Origin of the sequence: Croceitalea marina (assembly GCF_042684265.1) — a bacterium.
Lineage (GTDB): Bacteria > Bacteroidota > Bacteroidia > Flavobacteriales > Flavobacteriaceae > Croceitalea > Croceitalea marina.
In genome coordinates, this window is record NZ_JBHULB010000008.1 from 378,300 (window position 1) to 398,992 (window position 20,693).

General features: G+C 37.1%; 24 protein-coding genes and 1 pseudogene. 10 read left to right on the forward strand and 15 right to left on the reverse strand.

The window, feature by feature from the left end; translation table 11 throughout:
* Positions 1 to 34: 34 nt before the first annotated feature.
* Both ACFSQJ_RS08760 and ACFSQJ_RS08765 read left to right on the forward strand, forming a co-directional pair.
* The gene (locus ACFSQJ_RS08760; protein WP_377766572.1) at positions 35 to 451 is read left to right on the forward strand and encodes a DUF2141 domain-containing protein; all 417 of its coding nucleotides are present in this window, start codon (positions 35 to 37) and stop codon (positions 449 to 451) included.
* 138 nt (positions 452 to 589) lie between these two features.
* Positions 590 to 1,333 (forward strand): annotated as a pseudogene (locus ACFSQJ_RS08765) (LysR substrate-binding domain-containing protein); the annotation flags it as partial.
* Positions 1,334 to 1,369: 36 nt separating this feature from the next.
* On the opposite strand, the gene ACFSQJ_RS08770 reads toward ACFSQJ_RS08765, so the two are convergent.
* Together ACFSQJ_RS08770 and ACFSQJ_RS08775 are read right to left on the reverse strand one after the other, a co-directional pair.
* The gene (locus ACFSQJ_RS08770; protein ID WP_377766573.1) at positions 1,370 to 1,744 is read right to left on the reverse strand and encodes a lipocalin-like domain-containing protein; all 375 of its coding nucleotides are present in this window, start codon (positions 1,742 to 1,744) and stop codon (positions 1,370 to 1,372) included.
* 80 nt (positions 1,745 to 1,824) lie between these two features.
* Positions 1,825 to 2,022, reverse strand: a complete 198-nt coding sequence (locus ACFSQJ_RS08775; RefSeq protein WP_377766574.1) for a hypothetical protein — start codon at positions 2,020 to 2,022, stop codon at positions 1,825 to 1,827.
* A gap of 150 nt (positions 2,023 to 2,172) precedes the next feature.
* Here ACFSQJ_RS08775 and ACFSQJ_RS08780 point away from each other — a divergent pair, with 150 nt between their 5' ends.
* Entirely contained in the window at positions 2,173 to 3,444 is a 1,272-nt protein-coding gene (locus ACFSQJ_RS08780) for a D-alanyl-D-alanine carboxypeptidase (RefSeq protein WP_377766575.1), read from the forward strand.
* Here ACFSQJ_RS08780 and ACFSQJ_RS08785 read toward each other — a convergent pair.
* The 4 genes from ACFSQJ_RS08785 to ACFSQJ_RS08800 all read right to left on the reverse strand — a co-directional run bounded on the left by ACFSQJ_RS08785 (position 3,419) and on the right by ACFSQJ_RS08800 (position 6,091).
* The gene (locus ACFSQJ_RS08785; RefSeq protein WP_377766576.1) at positions 3,419 to 3,940 is read right to left on the reverse strand and encodes a peptide-methionine (S)-S-oxide reductase; all 522 of its coding nucleotides are present in this window, start codon (positions 3,938 to 3,940) and stop codon (positions 3,419 to 3,421) included. The genes ACFSQJ_RS08780 and ACFSQJ_RS08785 overlap by 26 nt on opposite strands.
* Before the next feature lie 21 nt (positions 3,941 to 3,961).
* The gene (nudK, locus tag ACFSQJ_RS08790; protein ID WP_377766577.1) at positions 3,962 to 4,546 is read right to left on the reverse strand and encodes a GDP-mannose pyrophosphatase NudK; all 585 of its coding nucleotides are present in this window, start codon (positions 4,544 to 4,546) and stop codon (positions 3,962 to 3,964) included.
* Between the two features lie 17 nt (positions 4,547 to 4,563).
* Positions 4,564 to 5,217, reverse strand: a complete 654-nt coding sequence (locus ACFSQJ_RS08795; RefSeq protein WP_377766578.1) for a DUF2461 domain-containing protein — start codon at positions 5,215 to 5,217, stop codon at positions 4,564 to 4,566.
* 76 nt (positions 5,218 to 5,293) lie between these two features.
* On the reverse strand, positions 5,294 to 6,091 hold the full coding sequence (locus tag ACFSQJ_RS08800; protein ID WP_377766579.1) for a TIGR00266 family protein: 798 nt from the start codon (positions 6,089 to 6,091) through the stop codon (positions 5,294 to 5,296).
* Between the two features lie 188 nt (positions 6,092 to 6,279).
* Between ACFSQJ_RS08800 and ACFSQJ_RS08805 the strand changes: the two genes are divergently transcribed.
* Positions 6,280 to 7,728 carry an SEL1-like repeat protein gene (locus ACFSQJ_RS08805; RefSeq protein WP_377766580.1) on the forward strand — a complete coding sequence of 483 codons (1,449 nt, stop codon included), beginning with the start codon at positions 6,280 to 6,282 and terminating at the stop codon, positions 7,726 to 7,728.
* Positions 7,729 to 7,843: 115 nt separating this feature from the next.
* On the opposite strand, the gene ACFSQJ_RS08810 is transcribed toward ACFSQJ_RS08805, so the two are convergent.
* Positions 7,844 to 8,173: a YegP family protein gene (locus tag ACFSQJ_RS08810; RefSeq protein ID WP_339333520.1), complete on the reverse strand. Its 330-nt coding sequence runs from the start codon at positions 8,171 to 8,173 to the stop codon at positions 7,844 to 7,846.
* A gap of 74 nt (positions 8,174 to 8,247) precedes the next feature.
* The gene (locus tag ACFSQJ_RS08815; RefSeq protein WP_377766581.1) at positions 8,248 to 8,703 is read right to left on the reverse strand and encodes a DUF4442 domain-containing protein; all 456 of its coding nucleotides are present in this window, start codon (positions 8,701 to 8,703) and stop codon (positions 8,248 to 8,250) included.
* A 200-nt stretch (positions 8,704 to 8,903) separates the two neighbouring features.
* On the opposite strand from ACFSQJ_RS08815, the gene ACFSQJ_RS08820 reads away from it, so the two are divergent.
* The 6 genes from ACFSQJ_RS08820 to ACFSQJ_RS08845 all read left to right on the forward strand — a co-directional run bounded on the left by ACFSQJ_RS08820 (position 8,904) and on the right by ACFSQJ_RS08845 (position 13,413).
* Complete coding sequence (locus ACFSQJ_RS08820) at positions 8,904 to 9,386, forward strand: DUF4870 domain-containing protein (protein WP_377766582.1); 483 nt, start codon at positions 8,904 to 8,906, stop codon at positions 9,384 to 9,386.
* Between the two features lie 155 nt (positions 9,387 to 9,541).
* The gene (locus ACFSQJ_RS08825; protein WP_377766583.1) at positions 9,542 to 9,886 is read left to right on the forward strand and encodes a PadR family transcriptional regulator; all 345 of its coding nucleotides are present in this window, start codon (positions 9,542 to 9,544) and stop codon (positions 9,884 to 9,886) included.
* On the forward strand, positions 9,883 to 11,622 hold the full coding sequence (locus ACFSQJ_RS08830; protein ID WP_377766584.1) for a PspC domain-containing protein: 1,740 nt from the start codon (positions 9,883 to 9,885) through the stop codon (positions 11,620 to 11,622). Before ACFSQJ_RS08825 ends, ACFSQJ_RS08830 begins: the two co-directional genes overlap by 4 nt.
* A gap of 95 nt (positions 11,623 to 11,717) precedes the next feature.
* Complete coding sequence (locus tag ACFSQJ_RS08835) at positions 11,718 to 12,437, forward strand: head GIN domain-containing protein (RefSeq protein ID WP_377766585.1); 720 nt, start codon at positions 11,718 to 11,720, stop codon at positions 12,435 to 12,437.
* A gap of 169 nt (positions 12,438 to 12,606) precedes the next feature.
* Entirely contained in the window at positions 12,607 to 13,059 is a 453-nt protein-coding gene (locus tag ACFSQJ_RS08840; protein ID WP_377766586.1) for a hypothetical protein, read from the forward strand.
* 231 nt (positions 13,060 to 13,290) lie between these two features.
* Positions 13,291 to 13,413: a hypothetical protein gene (locus tag ACFSQJ_RS08845; RefSeq protein WP_377766587.1), complete on the forward strand. Its 123-nt coding sequence runs from the start codon at positions 13,291 to 13,293 to the stop codon at positions 13,411 to 13,413.
* Between the two features lie 52 nt (positions 13,414 to 13,465).
* Here the strand turns inward: ACFSQJ_RS08845 and trxB are convergent, their stop codons facing one another.
* The 7 genes from trxB to ACFSQJ_RS08880 form a co-directional block, all read right to left on the reverse strand.
* A complete protein-coding gene (gene trxB / locus ACFSQJ_RS08850; protein ID WP_377766588.1) occupies positions 13,466 to 14,443 on the reverse strand; it encodes a thioredoxin-disulfide reductase in 978 nt (325 codons plus the stop codon).
* Positions 14,444 to 14,586: 143 nt separating this feature from the next.
* Entirely contained in the window at positions 14,587 to 15,000 is a 414-nt protein-coding gene (locus ACFSQJ_RS08855) for a RidA family protein (protein ID WP_377766589.1), read from the reverse strand.
* A gap of 9 nt (positions 15,001 to 15,009) precedes the next feature.
* The gene (locus ACFSQJ_RS08860) at positions 15,010 to 16,362 is read right to left on the reverse strand and encodes an FAD-dependent oxidoreductase (RefSeq protein ID WP_377766590.1); all 1,353 of its coding nucleotides are present in this window, start codon (positions 16,360 to 16,362) and stop codon (positions 15,010 to 15,012) included.
* Positions 16,359 to 17,624: a kynureninase gene (kynU, locus tag ACFSQJ_RS08865; RefSeq protein WP_377766591.1), complete on the reverse strand. Its 1,266-nt coding sequence runs from the start codon at positions 17,622 to 17,624 to the stop codon at positions 16,359 to 16,361. The genes ACFSQJ_RS08860 and kynU overlap by 4 nt, the downstream gene beginning before the upstream one ends.
* On the reverse strand, positions 17,624 to 18,694 hold the full coding sequence (locus tag ACFSQJ_RS08870; protein WP_377766592.1) for an amidohydrolase family protein: 1,071 nt from the start codon (positions 18,692 to 18,694) through the stop codon (positions 17,624 to 17,626). Before ACFSQJ_RS08870 ends, kynU begins: the two co-directional genes overlap by 1 nt.
* Positions 18,695 to 18,700: 6 nt before the next feature.
* Positions 18,701 to 19,216 (reverse strand): 3-hydroxyanthranilate 3,4-dioxygenase, encoded by a 516-nt coding sequence (locus tag ACFSQJ_RS08875; RefSeq protein ID WP_377766593.1) that lies wholly within the window; start codon positions 19,214 to 19,216, stop codon positions 18,701 to 18,703.
* Positions 19,209 to 20,687 carry an aldehyde dehydrogenase gene (locus ACFSQJ_RS08880; protein ID WP_377766594.1) on the reverse strand — a complete coding sequence of 493 codons (1,479 nt, stop codon included), beginning with the start codon at positions 20,685 to 20,687 and terminating at the stop codon, positions 19,209 to 19,211. The genes ACFSQJ_RS08875 and ACFSQJ_RS08880 overlap by 8 nt, the downstream gene beginning before the upstream one ends.
* Between the last annotated feature and the right edge of the window lie 6 nt (positions 20,688 to 20,693).

Genomic DNA, 20,693 nt, shown 5'->3' on the forward strand with positions numbered 1-20,693 from the left:
TGGTTCATCATTAACAATCAAAACAAATAAAAAAATGAAAAACTTAGCACTTACTTTAGGAATATTACTTATCGCTTTTACCGCTAAAGCCCAGTCAGAAACCGTTACTGTAAAAGTGACCATTGAAAATGTGTTAAATGATAATGGAAGTGTATTGGCTTCATTACATAACACCGATACTTTTATGAAAGGAGCTGGAGTTATCGATTTAAAGGAAACAGCAAAAAAGGGCGCGATTACATTGAGCTTCGAAAACGTAGAACCAGGCACCTACGCCATTATGGTGTTACATGATGAAAATAATAATCAAAGAATGGATTTTGAGGCCAATGGAATGCCAAAAGAAAACTATGGAATGTCAAACAATGTAATGGTTATGGGCCCACCAACATTCGCCGATGCAAAATTTGAAGTTGCAAATGAGGATATGGAATTAACCATTAGGTTCTAGTATTAAAAAATTCATCAATCACTAAAGAAAGCCCAGAATTATCTGGGCTTTCTTCATTAGGCATATTGATACTTATTAGAGATAGCAATAAGATTTATCAATGGTTTTTCGTATTTTTATTCTTTAAAGTTATAGCTAATGACAATTACCCAATTACAGTATGTTTTAGCAGTTGCCGAGTACCAAAATTTTACCCTCGCAGCGCAGAAGAGCTTTGTCACCCAGCCTACCTTAAGTATGCAAGTGCAAAAGTTGGAGGATGAACTGGATGTATTACTTTTTGATAGAAGTAAAAAGCCTATCGCTATTACCGAAGTTGGTAAAAAAATAGTTGCGCAAGCAAAAAATATTGTTGCCGAGGCTGAACGTATCAAAGATATCGTAGATCAAGACAAAGGCTTTATCGGCGGTGACTTTACCCTGGGAATTATTCCTACGGTAATGCCAACTTTACTTCCTATGTTTTTACCCACTTTTATTAAAAAATATCCCAAAGTAAATCTGATTATAAAAGAACAGGCCACCGATACCCTAATAAGAAACATTCAAGATGGGCATATAGATGCGGCCATAGCAGCCACACCATTAGAGATAGAATTTATTAAAGAAAGACCCCTGTATTATGAACCTTTTGTAGGTTATGTGCCACCTAATCACCGCCTTTCCGGTTCAAAAGAGTTAGCCACCGATGATTTGGAAATCAATGATGTGCTTTTGCTTCAAGATGGGCATTGTTTTAGGGATGGTGTCATAAATCTATGCAAATCACCAAAAAATAGAACCACAGATCATTTTCAAATCGAAAGTGGAAGCTTTGAAACTTTGGTCAATCTCTCCAATGAGGGCATGGGTATGACATTACTGCCATATTTGAATACTTTGGANTAAAAATTATAAGTCCTTTAAATAAATAAACTATTAATTGATCCGCATATACCGAAAAGAACATTCTTCTATACACCCTATAAAACCTAAAATAAGCTTTCCCTCTTGTAAAGAGCCCCTATAATTATTGGTTTCTGAAAAACGTATCGAAATACCATCTTCTTCAATCTTGTAAATACCTATTTGCTCATTTTCAGAATTACTTACTTCCACAAAACCATTTGGCTTAAATTCAATAACAGCACCATCGGTAACATTAGACCAATCGACTGGCCCACCAGGACTTATCTTGGTAGCTTCAAGTTGCCATTTTCCAATAATATTTACCCCAGAAAGTTCTACCGTGCGCAGCTCACTTTCAGAACAACTTAAACTAAACAGTATTAAAAAGAGACAACTATATTTCATTTCCTTTTTTTAATAAGAAGCATGTTCTCTGAAAAGGTTGCGCGATTGAACTAAAAAGCCACCCGTTTGGGTGGCTTTATTTATGATTTTAATAATAATAAACTTTGATGTAACTCTGGTTTGTCATAGATAAATTGTTTTAACCAGATTTTTAACTCTTCAATTTCTTGTGGTAATAGTAAAGAAATCGCTTTTTTCACTTCTTTTGCGAATAATCTCGCATCAAAACTAACCTTTTGCAAGACAGTCTTGGTGTATTCCAACATAGCTCTAGCCATAATGTCAAAAATGATTATTTATGTTATTAGGTTCTGTACTAAGTTACCTATAAAAGGTATATCTTGAATTATTATAACAGTTAAATATTGGATAAATTGTTGTTAAAGTCGATAAAATACATTTTTCAAATAGCTTTAAGCCAGTCTGTTATGCATAAATTTTTGCTTCTGATAATTGTATCAATAGTGCTTTCGGCATGCACCGCTGCACGATTACCTCAGGTAAAAAGACAAATAACCGCAGAGCTAGAGCGTGAACAATATAGTGAGCAATTCACAGGTCTTTTGGTGATTGACCCCCAAACAAAGGACACTATTATCGCCAAAAATTCCGCTAAATATTTTATACCCGCTAGTACCGTCAAACTTTTTACTTTATATGCGGCTAACAAGCTTTTAAGCGATAAAATACCAAGCCTAAATTATGTTGAAAGTAACGATTCGCTATATATAAAAGGTACCGGTGACCCAACTTGGCTTCACCCTTATTTTAAGGATAGTACGGCACTATCCTTTTTAAAAAATACGCCAAAACCTGTAGTACTTTATCTAGATAATTTTGAAGATGGTCCGTTTGGACCTGGATGGGCCTGGGAAGATTATCAATACTATTTTTCCCCCGAGCTCGGGCCTATGCCTTTATATGGAAATGTAGTTACGATTTATGAGGGGGAGACCCTAGAAGTTTCTCCAAGTGATTTTGCCAAACATATAAAAAGAAGCAAACCAACAGCGCTTCGGGCATTGCATAGAAATGAATTTACCATACCAAAGTTTCTAAAAGACACCTTGCAAATACCTTTTATTACAAGCCCTGAACTAACGAAAAAATTCCTTCAAAAAAGTCTTAAAAGAGAAATCTATCTTTCAAAAAAAACTAGTAACGAACCTTATAAAGTGCTCTATGGTATTTCTACTGATTCACTCTTCAAGAGAATGTTATACGAGAGTGATAATTTCATAGCTGAGCAATTAATGCTCTTAGCCTCTTCTTCCCTATCCGATAGCCTAAGTTTTAAGAATACGAGAAATTTTATTCTAGACAACCACCTTTCTAATTTGAGACAAGAACCCAGATGGGTAGATGGGTCGGGATTATCAAGATATAACTTATTTACACCAGAATCCATGGTCAGCGTATTGCATAAACTTTATGCTGAAATAGACAGACAACGTTTGTTTGACTTGCTTCCCGCATGGAACAGTAATGGAACGGTTAAAAAACCGAATTCAACGACCGAGTATTTTATTTTTGCTAAATCGGGTTCTATGGGGAATACCTATAATTTAAGTGGATACTTAAAAACCAAATCTGGAAGGATTTTCATTTTCAGTTTTATGAACAACCATTTTAGGATTCCTTCTAAAGAAGTACGTTTACAAATAGAAAAGACCCTCACTTCACTTCATGATGCCTATTGATTTTATTTTTATCTGCGTAGGAAGCAAACTTTGTAAGCAACACTTCTAGTTTTGGTGAAATATACGTCTCACAAAAAGGTTTTTCTGGGTTGGAATAAAAATAATCTTGAAACGCTTCTTGAGAGGGTTTAAAGGCTTTAAAATGACAAACTTTAGTAATTAGATTTTGGCCAAAATCAGACTGCAGTTCCTTCAAATATGATTCTGCATAACCGAACATGCCATCATTAAAAGTATAAATAGCGGAACGATATTTTCTTCGCATAGCATGGGCAGAGGTACTATTGTGTGTACGTAAATGAACTTCAATAAGAACTTTTAAGGGTATTTCTTCGGCATTATAGCTTACGATTACGGCTTCTGAAAAAGAACTATTCTCATCTTGCCCTGCTATAAAACCTTGTTCTACCTTATGCACCCCTTTCAGCGATTGAAAAACGGCTTCTGTGCACCAATGACAGCCACCACCAAAACCTATTTTAGTTATTCTTCGCACTTTTATATAGTCGTAAAAAACTCACCCAAATAACGAATTGATTTGCGCATATTGCAACAGGAGTATTGTTTTCGCATCACAAATCTCACCAGATTTTATCATTTCGAGCGTCTTGGTAAATGGCAATTCTAGAACCTCGATATTCTCCGTTTCATCCTCAGCACCACCACCCTCACTAATTTTCATTTTTGCTTCGTAGGCACCAATGAATAAATATAAAATCTCAGTTACTGAACCTGGCGACATATACGTTTCAAAAACGCGCTGGACATTGTCAATTTTATAGCCCGTTTCCTCTTCGGTTTCTTTTCTGATACAATCCTCAGGATTATCACCATCTAACAGACCTGCACAAACTTCTATCATCATTCCATCTTCATTACCATTAACATAGGTTGGCATTCTAAACTGTTTGGTCAATACAACCGTTCCTTTATGTGTATTGTACAATAAAATACCGGCACCATTACCGCGGTCATAAGCTTCACGATGTTGAGTCTCCCAGCTACCATCGTTTTTTTGGTAATCAAAAGTGAACTTATTTAACGTATACCAGTTATCTGACAACAACTTTTTTTTAATATTCTTTATCTTCTCGTTTTTCAAATATCTTTTTTTATCTGTTATACCGTTACGGCTTTATTCAAATACCTGCGAAATGGAAGCATCTCTTTGTACACCCCAACTACCATTTCTTCAAAATCATCTTTTAGTACTTCGTTTGTGGAAAACTCCATGGCCACGGCGAAGGTTTTGTTCCGCAATAAATCTATATGCGGATGATCATTGAAAAACCCTTTAGGCGAATTCGTCAATTTTACATCGTCGTACAGTCCACCAAAAATCTGCTTAAACGATTTTTTCTTTAAAATCTTTTTTAGCTCTTCGCCGTCATAGTCGATTGCCTCACGAATACTTTTTAGCCTCTTTGGGTCAGGGCGCCATAAACCTCCAGCGAACATGGAACGTTCAATGCCAATTTCAATATAAAAGTCTCCTGTATTGGGGCGTTTATCCAATCCTGCTCCAAAATGGTCTTTATAAATTGGTTTATTGGGGTGAAACATTAAGTTGTTATTGATGCGATTAATGCCTTTTTTACCCGGGGTGTCATAATATTCGTCATCAATGGCGGCAAGCTTGGTATTCATCATATCTAACCACTTGATAAAATCATTACGCACCTCTTTGTACCATTTGCGATTGGCATCCATCCACTCTTTTGAATTATTTTTTTGAAGCGCTTTTAGAAAATTGATCTGGTTTTTAAAATCCATAAAACGAACATAATAAAAAACACCCCTAAAGTTTCTTTTAGGGGTGAAAAATCCTCCAATTTTTAACTAACTATTTTTAAAATCCACGGTCGCCCATTGCAATATCTCCTAAAGTGCCCAAAATACTTCCCTCGCCTTTGTCCTTACCTCCTCTAGGTATAGCCGCTAAAACACGACCAGCCAATCTACTAAATGGTAAAGACTGTACGTATACTGTACCCGGACCTTTAAGGGTAGCAAAGAATAATCCTTCACCGCCAAAAACGGTATTTTTAATTCCACCTACAAATTCTATATCATAGTCAACAGTATGGGAAAAACCAACAATACAACCAGTATCCACTTTTAATACTTCACCAGCAGCCAATTCTTTTTTTGCCATGGTACCACCGGCATGTACAAAAGCCATACCATCACCTTCCAATTTTTGCATGATAAAACCTTCACCACCGAATAGGCCACGTCCAAGACGTTTTGAAAATTCGATACCAACGGAAACACCCTTAGCCGCACATAAAAAGGCATCTTTCTGACAAATAAATTTTCCTCCTTTTTCTGATAAATCTATGGGTAGAATTTTACCAGGGTATGGGGAAGCAAAACTTACTTTCTTTTTACCCTGCCCTATATTTAGAAAGGCCGTCATAAAAAGGCTTTCACCGGTTAGCATTCGTTTACCTGCGGAGAATATTTTACCCAAAACACCTTTATCTTGATTAGAACCATCGCCAAAAATGGTATCCATTTTAATATCGGTATCCATCATCATAAAGCTACCGGCTTCTGCTACAACTGCTTCTTGTGGGTCTAACTCTAGCTCTACATATTGCATTTCTTCTCCAAAAATCTCGTAATCTATTTCATGTGCGTTCATGTTTCTCTTTTTTTGTTGATAATTGTTAGTTGTGTTCTTCCCTATTTTGTTACAACGCTTATAATTCTACCGAATATAAGACGTCTATTTTAAAGTAAATTTGCATATAATATGTGGTATGTCAACTTATTGTAGAGCAAGATGAAATCATCATTTATTTATGAGTAAGTCACAAAAATAGTAAGGTTATGAAATTAAAACTTATACCATCTCGCAGCCAATTTGAAGATTGGTCTATGCCGAGCAAAGTTGGTTATATTGCATTTTGGTTAACTGTATTAGGTATTTTGCTAACTATTATATTCCATATAACTGCTCCCGATTACTCTAAACCTATGTCAGAATTAATTGAAAACAACAGAGTTCTGGAAACCAAAAATTCTAAATTACTTCAACAAGAGGTAGAATGTAGATTGAGATATGAACAATTAGAAAAAACTATAGAATGTAGAAATAGTTTTGATGTAACCAATGATGAAATAAAGAGATTAGCAAGAAAATTGGAAAATGCATCTAAAAACCTTTTGGTTAAGGGAAACTCCAAATTTCTATTAGGAAAGTATGACGAAGCAAAGGAATGGTGGACTGAGGCTGCTAATCAAGGTAATAAATATGCACAATTCAATTTAGGACTATTATACGATTATGGTTTAGGATTTGAAAAGAATGATAGTTCAGCTTTCCACTGGTATCAAAAAGCTGCTAAACAAGGATATTCTAACGCACAAAATAGTTTAGGGATTAGTTACCTTGAAGGTATAGGTGTTTCTCAGAACTACAACATGGCTTTCCATTGGCTAGAAAAAGCTGCTAAACAGGAAAATGCAAAGGCACAGAACAATTTAGGTATTCTGTACTTTGATGGCAAAGGCGTTAAACAGGACTACAATAAGGCTTTTCACTGGTTTCTAAAAGCTGCAGAACAAGGGTATGTTAACGCCCAAAATAGTTTAGGGATTAGTTACCTTGAAGGTACAGGTATTTCGCAGAACTACAACATGGCTTTTCACTGGCTAGAAAAAGCTGCTAAACTAGGATATGCGAAAGCACAAAACAATTTAGGACTTATGTATTTTAACGGTAAAGGTGTTAAACAGGACTACTATAGGGCTTTTCACTGGTATCAAAAAGCTGCTAAACAAGGACATCTTGACGCACAATACAATGTAGGACTTATGTATTTTCAGGGTAAAGGTGTCAAACAGGACTACGATATGGCTTTTCATTGGCTGGAAAAATCTGCAAAACAAGGATTTAGAGAAGCACAATACAACGTTGGACTTATGTATTATTACGGCAAAGGCACTGAACAGGACAATGGAATGGCTGTCTATTGGTTTCAAAAAGCTGCAGAACAAGGATTTGCAAACGCGCAAAACAATTTTGGAGCCATGTACTTTGAGGGTACTGGCGTTGAACAGGACTATGAAAAGGCTATCCACTGGTTTCTAAAAGCTGCAGAACAAGGGTACGTTAACGCGCAATACCATTTAGGACTAGTTTATTATAAAAGTAAAGGAGTAGAACAGGATTATGACATAGCCTCCAAGTGGTTTCGAAAAGCTGCAGAACAAGGAGATATAAAATCAATTAATTATTTAAGAGAGATAGAATCAAAAAGAAAACTAAAGAAATAAAGCAAGAATAAAAATAAATAAAATTAGTTGTGGAAATTATGTTATGTTCCGCCATATAGCAAATACAAAAGCAGCCCCATAGGCTGCTTTTTCTATTCTATCGCTGTTAAGATGACTAAGAATTATCATCCACATCAGCATCTGGTGCATTTTTCTTTACAGATGCGATTCCATTTTCCATAGCATCATTAGAAGAATACATTTCGCTTTTACCAATTATTTGTCCGTTAGTAGAAGTTAATGTAAAGAAAGGACTGCCATCTTTAGCTACTTTGCGGTCAAAACGAGCATCATCTTGAGAATTTTTCTTAACAGACTCAATACCGTTCTTACATCCGTCTTTACTTTCATATGACTGGCTTGTTAATATCACCTGCCCGTTACCTGCTTTTAGGTTGAACATTGTTTTACCTGAACTACCAGTTTTAATTTCGAATTTTCCCATGTTATATTTTCAATTTATTGTTACAATTGATTTTGAAATTACTAAAAAGATTGTGAATTGCCCAAAAATTCTGGCTAACTCTTTAGCCTAACCGTCCATTCAAAGTTGAACGTGCTTACCACAATTCCCTCTTTATTTACTCCTACAGCCTTCATCCAAATGGTTTGTCCATCTCCAGTTGCGATTGTTCTTTCTAAGGCCTGGGCTATTAAATGACCATCTTCACAAGTAAATGTAATCTTACCGGTTGCTTTCTTTGAAAAGTTCGCATTATTATTTTGAACGAGCATTGATATTTTTTTTCCCGTATTCCTAATTTGAGTGCTTACCATGGCACCTGTGGTCAGTTCTGCAGCCATGCCTTGTACGGCCCAAAACATCGACTTAAAAGGGTTTTGGTTGAACCATCTATGGGTAACTGTTGCTACGGCTTTCTTTTCATCTAAATATTTTAAACGTACACCACACCACCACGCAGATGGTAATTTAAAAAACACAAACGTATTGATTTTACTAGAGTTAACAGCCATATTCAGTTTATAAGTTCTTCAAAAATACTCAAAATATATAGTATTTAAATATGTTAAATAAATGTTAATATTAAGTACTATGTGTTGCATAGTACCATCTTTTGGATATATATTTGCATGGTAAGCTATTAGGTTAGCTATTCAATCAACACAAATCATCAATCAATCCTGAGCGGCGTAACAGGGTAAAAAAACGAATCATGACCGAATCATTAACCAAACACGAGCGAAATTTATCTGCCATCATACACGCATCTACTTTTTCGAAGTATTTTGTTCCTTTTGGCAATTTTATCTTTCCGCTTATTTTATGGACAGCAAATAAAAAAGAATACAGTTTTGTAGATTATAATGGAAAACAGGCTTTAAACTTTCAGATAAGCATGTTACTTTATTCTGTCGTGGCAGGTTTAATAAGCATTCCATTTTTTGTTGGATTCTTGCCCGATTTGTTCGATGGAAACTTTTTTAGCTTGAATAGACTAAATAACCTAAATAATCTAGACATTCATATTAGTAGTGACGATTTCCGGTTTGGTCGTTGGTTATGGCCCGCCGGTATTACTGGGGTGCTACAAGCCGGACTCGTCATTGTGAATGTCGTTTACACCATTTTAGCCACCATAAGAACCAATGAAGGTCAAACTTTTAAATACCCGTTCACTATAAAATTTATTAAATAAAAAAAGGAGTTTAATCATCAATCAAAAAACGAAAACATCAATCAACCAAAAAACGTTTCCGTGTCCGCTGCTCATCACAGCGGATAGGCACGGAGGCAAAACGAACAGTTAATCAGACACCGAACCGGGTTCGGCAAAATTAGACCCACAAAATTATGAACATAGAAAACACAAAAGCACAAATGCGCAAAGGGGTTCTAGAGTATTGCATTTTGTCCATTTTAAAAGATAAGGATAAATATGCATCAGAAATTCTAGGAGCCTTAAAAGACGCTAAGATGCTCGTAGTAGAGGGCACTATCTACCCTTTGCTTACAAGGCTCAAAAATGCAGGTTTGCTCAACTATCGTTGGGAAGAATCTACCTCAGGGCCACCACGAAAATATTATGCACTCACCGAAACGGGCCAGTTATTTCTTAACGAACTTAACGGCACGTGGGATGAACTTAGAAACGCAGTGAACTTAGTAACCAACACAAAACAATCAGCAACAAAATGAACAAGACAGTAAACATAAATCTAGCAAATACGCTCTTTCATATCGATGATGAGGCGTATAATAAGCTTAGGCGTTACTTAGAGTCTATAAAACGATCATTCTCAGGTACCGCAGGAAGCGATGAAATTATAGCAGATATAGAAGCCCGTGTCGCCGAACTTTTCCTTGAAAAAATGGAGAACGAGCGTCAGGTAATTACCCAAAAAGAAGTAGACGCGGTAATCACTATAATGGGGCAGCCTGAAGATTATGTGGTCGATGAAGATATCTTTGAAGACCAGCCTAGAACATCAGAAGCTAAATCTCAAACGAAAGCGAAGAAATTATATCGCGATGTAGAACAAAAATACATCGGCGGGGTATGTTCCGGTCTTGAGTACTATTTAGGTTTCGATGCTGTATGGATCAGGTTGATTTTTATCCTTTTGGCCGTATTTACAGGCTTTGGATTTATAGCTTATATTTTACTTTGGATTTTGGTTCCCGAGGCTTCATCAACTTCGCAGAAGTTGGATATGACGGGAAAGCCTATAAACATCAGCAATATAGAACGCAAAGTTAAAGAGGGGTTTGATGATGTTTCTGACGCAGTCAAAAGTGTAGACTACGAAAAAGTAGGTAACAAGGTTAAAAGCGGCTCCAAAACCTTTTTTGATACTATAGGTGATATTATCATGTTCTTTTTTAAAGTATTTGGTAAATTCATTGGCATACTCTTGATCATAATTGGTGCCACTTCGCTTATAGGATTATTTATTGCACTATTCTCTGTCGGTATTATAGATGCGGTACATTTTCCAGGCGTAGACTTTTATGAAATAGTAAATACCACTGGTTCGCCGGTTTGGTTAATTTCATTGCTCCTGTTTTTTGCCGTTGGTATTCCGTTTTTCTTTGTGTTGTACCTAGGGCTAAAAATCTTGGTTACCAATCTAAAGTCTATAGGAAACATAGCAAAATTCTCTTTATTGGGCTTATGGTTAATTTCAATTGGGGTCTTAACAGCTTTAGGTATACGTCAGGCAGCAGAATTTGCGACTGTTGGCAGTATTAACGAAAAATCAGAGTTAGTAGTTACAGATTTAAACGATACTATACGTATTAGAATGAAAGAGAATGAATATGAGTATGGTTCAGATAGAATTCACTTTGGTCGCATGGTATTGTCTTATGATGAGAATGATAACCCAATTTTAGTATCCGATGATGTGCGCTTTAATATTAAAAAGTCAGATGATTCGATTGTTCGCATCAATGTGCGCAAAGATAGTCATGGCAGTACCTTTCAAGTAGCTAGAGATAAGGCAAAAGAGGTTTCGTATGGGTATACGGTTTCAGGCAATGAAATTGTTTTAGATGATTATTTGACCACCTCAACAGCAAATAAAGCAAGACAACAAGAGGTTCGCTCTACCATTTACATCCCTGCCGGAAGTTACATCTCATTCGATGAATCTACCAAGAGACATATTGGTCGTAGTACAAAAAATGATCGTGACTATTACAGAAGTAGTATCGCAGATCATACTTGGTTAATGGGCGACGATGGAGAGTTACAATGCCATGAATGTCCTATTGAAGAAGATGACCAAGACTGGAATGACGACGATGACGGAAACGGTAAAATAATCATTAATAAAGACGGAATTGACATTGACATTAATGACGAACAAGATTCTTTTGAAATGAAAATTGATGAAGATGGCGTTCAAATAAAGGCAGAAGAAAAAAACTAATTACAATTCGGTCACCCGATACGACAGTTGGGTGACTTTTATAAAAAAACAACAAACAAAAACACGAATTTTAATCAATCTAAAAAACAACAATCATGACAACACTAGTAAGAATTGCAATTGGCCTTGTTTTGGCGCTATTTGCTTCATCATGCGTCAATATCAGCTTTGGTGATGGCAAAAAAGGAAATGGAGTGGTTACCGAAGAAACCAGAAAGATTACAGAAGAGTTTACAGAAATATCCGCGGCCGAAGGCCTTGATGTTTTTGTTACGCAAGGTGATGAATTTAAGATTCTGGTTGAGGCCGATGAAAATGTAATCGAGCTTATTGCAACCGATATCAAAGAGGGAAAACTTAGAGTGCACACTTTGGAAAATATTGGAAGGGCAACTAAAAATATTTATGTCTCTCTACCAGAAATAACAGTGCTTAAAAGTTCAAGTGGTGCAGACCTTATCGCGCAAAATGAAATTAAAACCGAAAAACTTGATCTAGATGCAAGTAGTGGCTCGGATATAGAGGTTGAAGTGGTTGCTGCAGAAATTGAAGCAGATGCCAGTAGTGGTGCCGATATAAAGATATCTGGACGTACGGAAGTTTTTTATGCTAATGCCAGTAGCGGTGCGGATATCAAGGCACGAGCTTTACTTACCAAACGTTGTAATGCTGACGCAAGTAGCGGTTCTGATATTTCGGTCAATGTTTCAGAATCTTTAACGGCCAATGCCAGTAGCGGTGCCGACATTTCATATTCAGGAGATGCACAGGTTTCAAAGAAAAAATCAGCTGCGGGCAGTGTACATAAGTACTAAAAACATCAAACCAATCTAACCTTCCAAAAGCCTCAAGTTAAACTTGAGGCTTTTTGTTTTTACGGTAGCCTAAAAAAGCTATTGGTCCAATTTATTGGCTTCATAATTAAGTGTTTAACAATTTTTTGTACCTTAAAAGAACTTTATTGCTCACTTAAAACTATCGACCATGAAAAATCTCCTCACCTCCGTTTTTTTACTTGTAGTTCTCGTGTCTTTCACCATGCTTACCTCAGCCAAGCCTAACCCTAATTATCATTCCATTGAAGGCACTTGGGAATTGGAAAGCTTTTACAATTATGATGACGGCGAAAACGTATCGGACACTCTACCAAAAGAAGCAGGTTACCGACAAGTTAAAATGTATTATAATGGTAAAATAATGTGGTCGCGTTATGTACCGGAAGAACCTAACGGAAGGTTTGGTTATGGTTCTTACAAGATTACAGACGACCAACTGATAGAAACACTTGAATATGGTGATGCGGAAATGATGAAAGCTATGGATACCATGCGAGTGTTTACATTTGATCTTGTATTAAAAGACGATACCTACAGCCAAATAAATATTGATGAAGAAGGTAACCGAACTTTTTCAGAAAATTATAAGCGTATCGATTAATTTGTTTTTATTAAAAATACAATATTTGTAAGTTTTTTAATTCAATATGTACGGCTCATTTAAACAGTGTTCATTCTAAAACCTTACAACCTAGTACTACTTTAAAAAGTCCCCTTGGGATACTATTATTGTTTATAGTTACGGTAGCGGCAACTACGCCAAACCAGAAACTACAACACAAAACGACCAAGTCCATAAATGGGACCTGGGAATTGATAAGCCATTATTTATATGATGGATAGTATTCAAGTGTTTGAATTTGAACTCATTTTTAATGAGGATTCCTTTAGTCAGATTACTTTAGATGGTGAAGGTAAACGAGTACATTCAGAAAACTATATAAGAATAGACTAATAAAAAAGCCGCACTCTATAATGCGGCCTTGTTATTTCAAAAAATGTTATTCTTAATCCCAGCGGGCAGTAACTTCTTCCGTTGAACCTACTTCCGCTAAATATCGTTCTGCATCTAAAGCTGCCATACAACCTGTTCCTGCAGCGGTTACCGCTTGTCTATATTCTTTGTCTTGAACATCTCCGCTAGCAAACACTCCCGGTTTATTTGTCTTGGTCGATTTGCCCTGGGTAATAATATACCCGGCATCGTCCATATCTATCTGACCTTTAAAAATATCAGTATTTGGTTTATGCCCAATGGCAATGAATAAACCAGTAATTTCAATATCCTCTTTCTCACCGGTTTTATTATTGACCATTCTAAGCCCTTCAACAACCTGGTCTCCTAAAACCTCATCTACTTCCGTATTGTAACGCACCTCTATGTTCTCTAAACTATTGACACGATGCTGCATTGCTTTTGAAGCCCGCATATGGTCTTTTCTGACCAACATGGTAACTTTATTACAAATATTTGCCAAATACGAGGCTTCTTCGGCAGCTGTATCACCTGCACCTACAATTGCCACGTCTTGCCCTTTATAAAAGAATCCATCGCAAACGGCGCAGGCAGAAACGCCCCCACCACGCAATTTTTGTTCGCTCGGAATGTTTAGATATTTTGCAGTGGCGCCAGTTGAAATAATAATACTTTCCGCTTCAATGGTTTTATCATTGTCGACAACAACTTTATGTATTCCTCCTACCTCGTCGCTAAAGTCTACCGAAGTCACCATGCCTATTCTTACTTCGGTTCCAAAACGTTCTGCCTGTTGCTGTAATTGTACCATCATTGTGGGCCCGTCTATTCCCTCCGGATATCCTGGAAAATTATCTACTTCGGTAGTAGTCGTTAGTTGTCCGCCTGGTTCCATACCGGTATACATTACGGGTTTTAAATCTGCTCTTGCGGCATAAATAGCTGCAGTATATCCTGCAGGTCCAGAGCCTATAATTAATGTTTTTAATCTTTCTATTTGTTCTGACATAACTAAAATATCCTCTAAAATTCTGTAACTACAAAAGTAGGTTTTTTGGTCAAAACCTTACAAAAAGCTATTAAAGCTTATAAACAAATAAGAACAATTGAGCAATACTTTTCAGAACCACAGAAGTTACTAAATGTATTATACTACGGCAAGGGTTTATAAACCAAAGCTTTTATTTCTATTAACAGGTTAGGGTGTGGTAGTTGATGCACGGCAACTGTAGTTCGCGTTGGCCCAGTACTATCAAAAAATTGTCCGTATACCTCGTTGTAACCTTTAAAATCATCCATGTCTACCAAAAAAGTGGTAATATCCACTACATCTTTTAAGGTTGCATCCATATTTTGGATTAAGGCTTCAATATTCTTGATAACCGCATGGGTCTGTAATCTTATATCGAGGTCCCAAGAACCATCTTCTTTTTTTGTAGCCCCGATATGGGTATTATCTAGCCTGCGACTACTTGTGCCCGAGACAAAAATATAATCGCCTACCCTCTTCATATGCGGATAATTACCTAATGGTTTGGCTTTGTCCTTAATCGTTTTACTGCCCATTTTTTTATTTTATATGGTCAACTGCTTCACTTGTTCATAAATAGTCTCTATAGGTATAGTATCCCAGTCTACAGACGAACAGATTTTCAGTAACAGCTCATCTTGTTTTCGACCTCGTATCATAGCCTCATGGTATGGTAGGTCTTCTTGAAAAGTAACCAAAGAATATTTGGAATAATAATCGGGATAGGTCTGTTCTAATTTCATTTCTATGGTGCGTTTTCGAATAAAAATCTCATCAGAGACCTTATCCTGCATTTCATAAAAATTATCAACTGCTAAATCTGCAATGGCATTTGTATTATGAACCCTTATTTCTTGAAATTTTTGAAATGCCTTTTCAAAATCATCATTGCATTCATCTAAAGTCTCGTCAAAAATACGCACATCCTCAAAAGAAGCATTCATTCCTTGACCGTAAAAAGGAACAATGGCATGCGCAGCGTCACCCATTATCAAAGTTTTTCCGAAAGCCTGCCAAGGATAGCACTTTATGGTACCCAACATTCCGACGGGATTATTAAAATACTCTTCGGCCAAATTGGGGAAATGCTCTAAACTATCTGGATAGTATTTCTTAAAAAAATCAACTACTTTCTCCTTCGTGTTCAAAGTATTAAAACCGCCTTCGCCTTCATAGGGGTGAAATAGTGTAACCGTAAAACTACCATCTAAATTAGGCAGTGCAATCATCATAAATTTACCTCGTGGCCAAATATGTAGCGCGTTTTTTTCTATTCGATAACCGCCTTCATCAGTAGCAGGTATTTCTAATTCTTTATATCCTGAACGAAGAAAATTCTGAGAATAATTGAACAAAAGCTCGGGCGTTCTTGCCATCATGCTCTTCCTGACTATAGAGCCTGCTCCATCTGTCCCTAAAATAACATCGGCTTTAACCGTTATTGCCTTTCCACCTTTATGGACAAATTCGGCAACTGCGTTGTCTAAGTCGATATGTTTGCATTTAGAATCGAAATGGATGTTCACATTATCAAATTCATCGGCTTTATCCAACAAGGTAATATTGAGGCCTGTTCTAGAAACCGAGTTTATTCTTTCCCCTTCCCTACCGCTGTAACTTGAAAACCGTTCTTCTCCGTTAATACTATGAATCATACGACCATCCATACCTATGCATTCTTCAAGTATTTCTTCTTTAAAACCAGCACTCTTAATTGCCTTAAGTCCACGGTCTGATAGCGCCAAATTAATGGAGCGACCGCCGGCAAGAGGTGTTTTTCGCATATCTGGCAGGCGTTCGTAAACTTCAACTTTATGACCCCTTTGCGCCATGCGAATTGCCAATAAAGAACCACACAACCCAGCGCCAACTATTACTATTTTTTTAGTCTCCTTCATTGGGTATTATCTAATTCTTCTTTTAAAATCATAACAAAATGATATACGTCTTGGTAAGAGTTATACAAGGGGGCCGGAGCTATTCGGATCACATTTGGTTCACGCCAATCAGCAATGACACCTCTTTTTGTTATTGCTTCGAACACCTTTTTACCTTCTTTTCTAATTAACTGAAGGGATAGTTGACAACCACGTTCCTCAGGATTTTTAGGAGTGATAATTTCGACCTCGTTTTCTAAAAAAAAGCTCAATAAATACTCTAAATAACCTGTAAGTTGAATTGATTTTTTATGAAGTTTTTCCATACCTACTTCATCAAAAATATCGAGTGAGGCCTTTATTGCGGCCAGAGATAAAATAGGCGGATTACTCAACTGCCAACCTTCGGCCCCGGTAATAGGGCTAAACTCATCGCGCATACCAAAACGTGTCGCTTTGTCATGGCCCCACCAACCTGCAAATCGCGGCAAATCAAAAGACCTTGCGTGCCGTTCGTGTATAAAACAAGCGCCTATACTGCCAGGGCCACTATTCAAATACTTATAGGTACACCACGCTGCAAAATCTATGTTTGAATCATGTAGTTCTAGCTTTAGATTACCAGCGCCGTGCGCCAAATCAATACCTACCATGCAGCCTTTATTGTGACCTAATTCGGCTATACTTTTAATATTAAAAACCTGACCTGTGTAATAATTCGGACAACCAATAAGAATTAGGGCGATTTCATTTCCTTCCGTCTCAATTTTGCGTTCAATATCCTCAGGTCTTAGAAGTGTTTCACTGTTTCTTGGTTTGAGTTCTAATAAGCCATCTGGATATCCATGAAATTTTAATTGTGATTCTACTGCATACCTATCGGAAGGAAAAGCATCGGACTCTATTAAAATCTTATAACGATCTTTGGTAGGTCTATAAAATGTCGCCATTAATAAATGTAGGTTGACACTCAAAGTATTCATCACAACAACCTCTATAGGCTTTGCCCCTACTATTTTCGCCATTTTATCGGTTAAAAACTCATGGTAAGGCAACCAGGGGTTCTTAGCATTTAAATGCCCCTCTACACCATAATTTGCCCAATCATCTAACTCTTGTTGAACATATTCCTTTGTTATCTTTGGCTGTAGCCCCAAAGAATTGCCACATAAATACGTGTGCAATGCTCCATTTTCTTGTTTGGGAATATGAAATTTTTTCCTGTAAGAACCCAATTCGTCTTGCGCATCTTGTTCTTGAGCGTAAACCAAGCTATGCTTCATTATATCTTTTCCTTAACTCTGTTATAAAAGGCATCAATATTGTCTCCGCACAACCATCTTGCAACGTTTTTATCCCAAATTTCTTCGTGCTGTTTTTCAGTGATGATTGCTTCCTCTACTGCTAAATCCAATAATTTACCTGGGTATGATGATTGTTTTTCGCTCTCCATTTCCCCTAGTGGATAAGGATCATCCAACCCAAGTATTAACTGATCCGTTCCTTTTTGACGGCGTACCATCAACTCAAATGAAATAGTATCATGTACGAGTGTATCAAAATAAATATTTGGATGACCTAGGGCTTTTCTTGGGCGCGACTGTCCTTCAAAAAGGTCTGGTCTACCATCGAATCCTTGTGTTCTTCTGCCAATATTCAAGTGATTTAGTTGACCACCATGAGCGAAACAAACCCGTATATCAGGATACTTGTCATACAAACCGTCTAAAGTGTAAAAGTGGTAGGCATCTGCGCACTGCGCCAACATCCAAACCAAGTGAAAACGCCAAGATTGGTTTTCTAGTTGAATAAATTTCTCTCCATCATATGGATGAATTTCAATGGCCAGTTTAAATTTGTTGGCCAGTTCAAAAATTGGTGCTGTCTCTTTATCAAAAATTCCGCGCCAGGTGCCTATAGAATCCATATAGTGCGTTGGCAAACACAATACCTGCATACCAAGTTCTTCAACGCAACGCTCTATTTCCCAACATGCCCCATCGATAAAGCCAGCGTGTACAACAAAGCCACAAGTAAATTTTGTAGGATGATCGTGCTGCACTTTTGCATTAAAATCATTTTGAAATCTTAAAGCATATTTCATATCTCGAATACGGAGCCCATTTCCATACAATTGTGAAAGATTCAACACTACGGCATGATCAATTTTGTTGCGGTCCATCCATTGTAGCTTCTCATCTAAGAAAAAACTGGAATCCGTTACAGGACGTTTCCATCCTTTTTGTAACATATGCTGCCTATCCTCATCTATCCAAAAAATTTCTTTTTCTTTTAGATATGTCGGTATTTGTTCAGGATAGGGTAAAAGATGGGAATGTCCGTTAATTCTCATAAGTCTTTATTTGGGTGATTGCATCTTGGTACCGCAATTATCACAGGTTTTCAATTCTTCATTCGAATAAAACCTATCAAAAATAACTGGCATATCTGTCTCTATATTATCTAGCTTAAAGGGTTCTCTGTAAAGCTCATTATCACAATTTTCGCAAAACCAAGCTAAACCATCCATCATATCATCAGATCGTTTTTGTTCGATAACCAAACCCACGGTATTAGCACCGCGTTGAGGAGAGTGTGGGATGTTTGGAGGTAGATAGTAGATTTCTCCTTCCCTGATATGCACATCTTCAGGAGAACCGTTCACCATCAATTTTAAAACAATATCTCCCTCAACCTGATAAAAGAATTCTGGCGTTTCGTTTAAATGGTAATCTTTTCTTGAATTTGGCCCACCAACGACCATAACAATGTAATCTTCATTGTAGATAGCTTTATTACCAACCGGAGGCTTTAAAAACTCACGATTATCATCTATCCACTTTTTAAAATTAATTGGACTGAATGTTTTAGACATGATAGTTATTTTTTAAAAATTGACTTTTATTTTCATATGCAATGCAAACGTTTTTGGGTTCCGTAAAAAAGCGTAAGGCCTCAAAACCACCTTCTCTGCCAACACCGGAATTTTTCATTCCTCCAAACGGAGTTCTCAAATCTCTTAGTAACCACGTATTTACCCAAATAATACCAGCTTCAATCTTATTTGACAAACGATGTGCCCTACTCAAATTCTCAGTCCATATGGTTGCCGCTAGGCCGTACTCATTGTTATTCGCCATATTAAGAACTTCCCCTTCAGTTTCAAAAGGTATTAGCGTAACAACTGGGCCAAAAATTTCTTCTCTATTTGTTCTACAATTGTTAGCTAGACCTTCAATAATTGTCGGGTCAATAAACCATCCATTTTCATTACCCGTAGGCCGTACCGAATTTCCACCTGAAAGTACTTCCCCTCCCTCCTCTTTTGCCAAGTCAATGTAAGACATAATTTTATCAAAATGGTCTTTAGAAACTATGGCGCCTATTTTGGTGGCAGCATCTAACGGATTGCCTACTTTGAGTTCTTTAGTTTTTTTAATGAAATCACGTTTAAATTTTTCGTAGATAATATTTTCTACAAAAATTTTTGAACCGCATAAACAAATTTGACCTTGATTGGAAAAAGAGGAGCGCAACGTGGTTTGTAACATCTTGTCATAATCACAATCTGCAAAAATTATATTTGGATTTTTACCACCCATTTCCAAAGAATACTTCTTAAATAAGGGTGCAGCCTTCATTGCAATATCGGCGCCGACCTTTGTACTTCCGGTAAAAGAAATTGCCTTGATATCTTTATGAGCGCTTAAAACCCTGCCTGTATCTGTACCTTGCCCGTGCACAATATTCAGCACTCCGGCTGGCAATCCTGATTTGATGACGATTTTTGAAAGTAAATAGGCCGTCATCGGGGTTACTTCAGACGGTTTTGCCACTACTGTATTCCCCGCCGCTAAAGCGGGAGCAATCTTCCAAGTAAATAGATATAAAGGTAGATTCCAAGGTGATATACAAGCTACTGGCCCTAGTGGTCTTCTTAACGTATAATTAATTGCCTGTTCGTTCATTTCATGCGCTTCAGAGGCAAATTGCATGATTGCGGTGGCAAAAAACCGCATGTTACTTGCAGCACGAGGTATATCTACCATTTTTGCCAGCCAAAGCGGCTTTCCATTATCTATAGACTCTGCAAGGGCCAGTTCTTCTAGTTCATCTTCAATAGCTCGACTGATTTTCATCAAATAATCGTGTCGCTCTTCAACTGTTGTTGCAGACCAAGAAGGGTATGCTTTTTTAGCGGCAGAAACTGCCTCTTCAATATCTTCCTTTTTAGAGTCAGGAACCGTTGCATATACCTCACCGGTTGCAGGGTTAAAAACATCTAATACAGCCCCTGCTCTAGCGTTTTTTAATACTCCCCCTATATAGTTCTGTATAGTTTCCATTTTAGC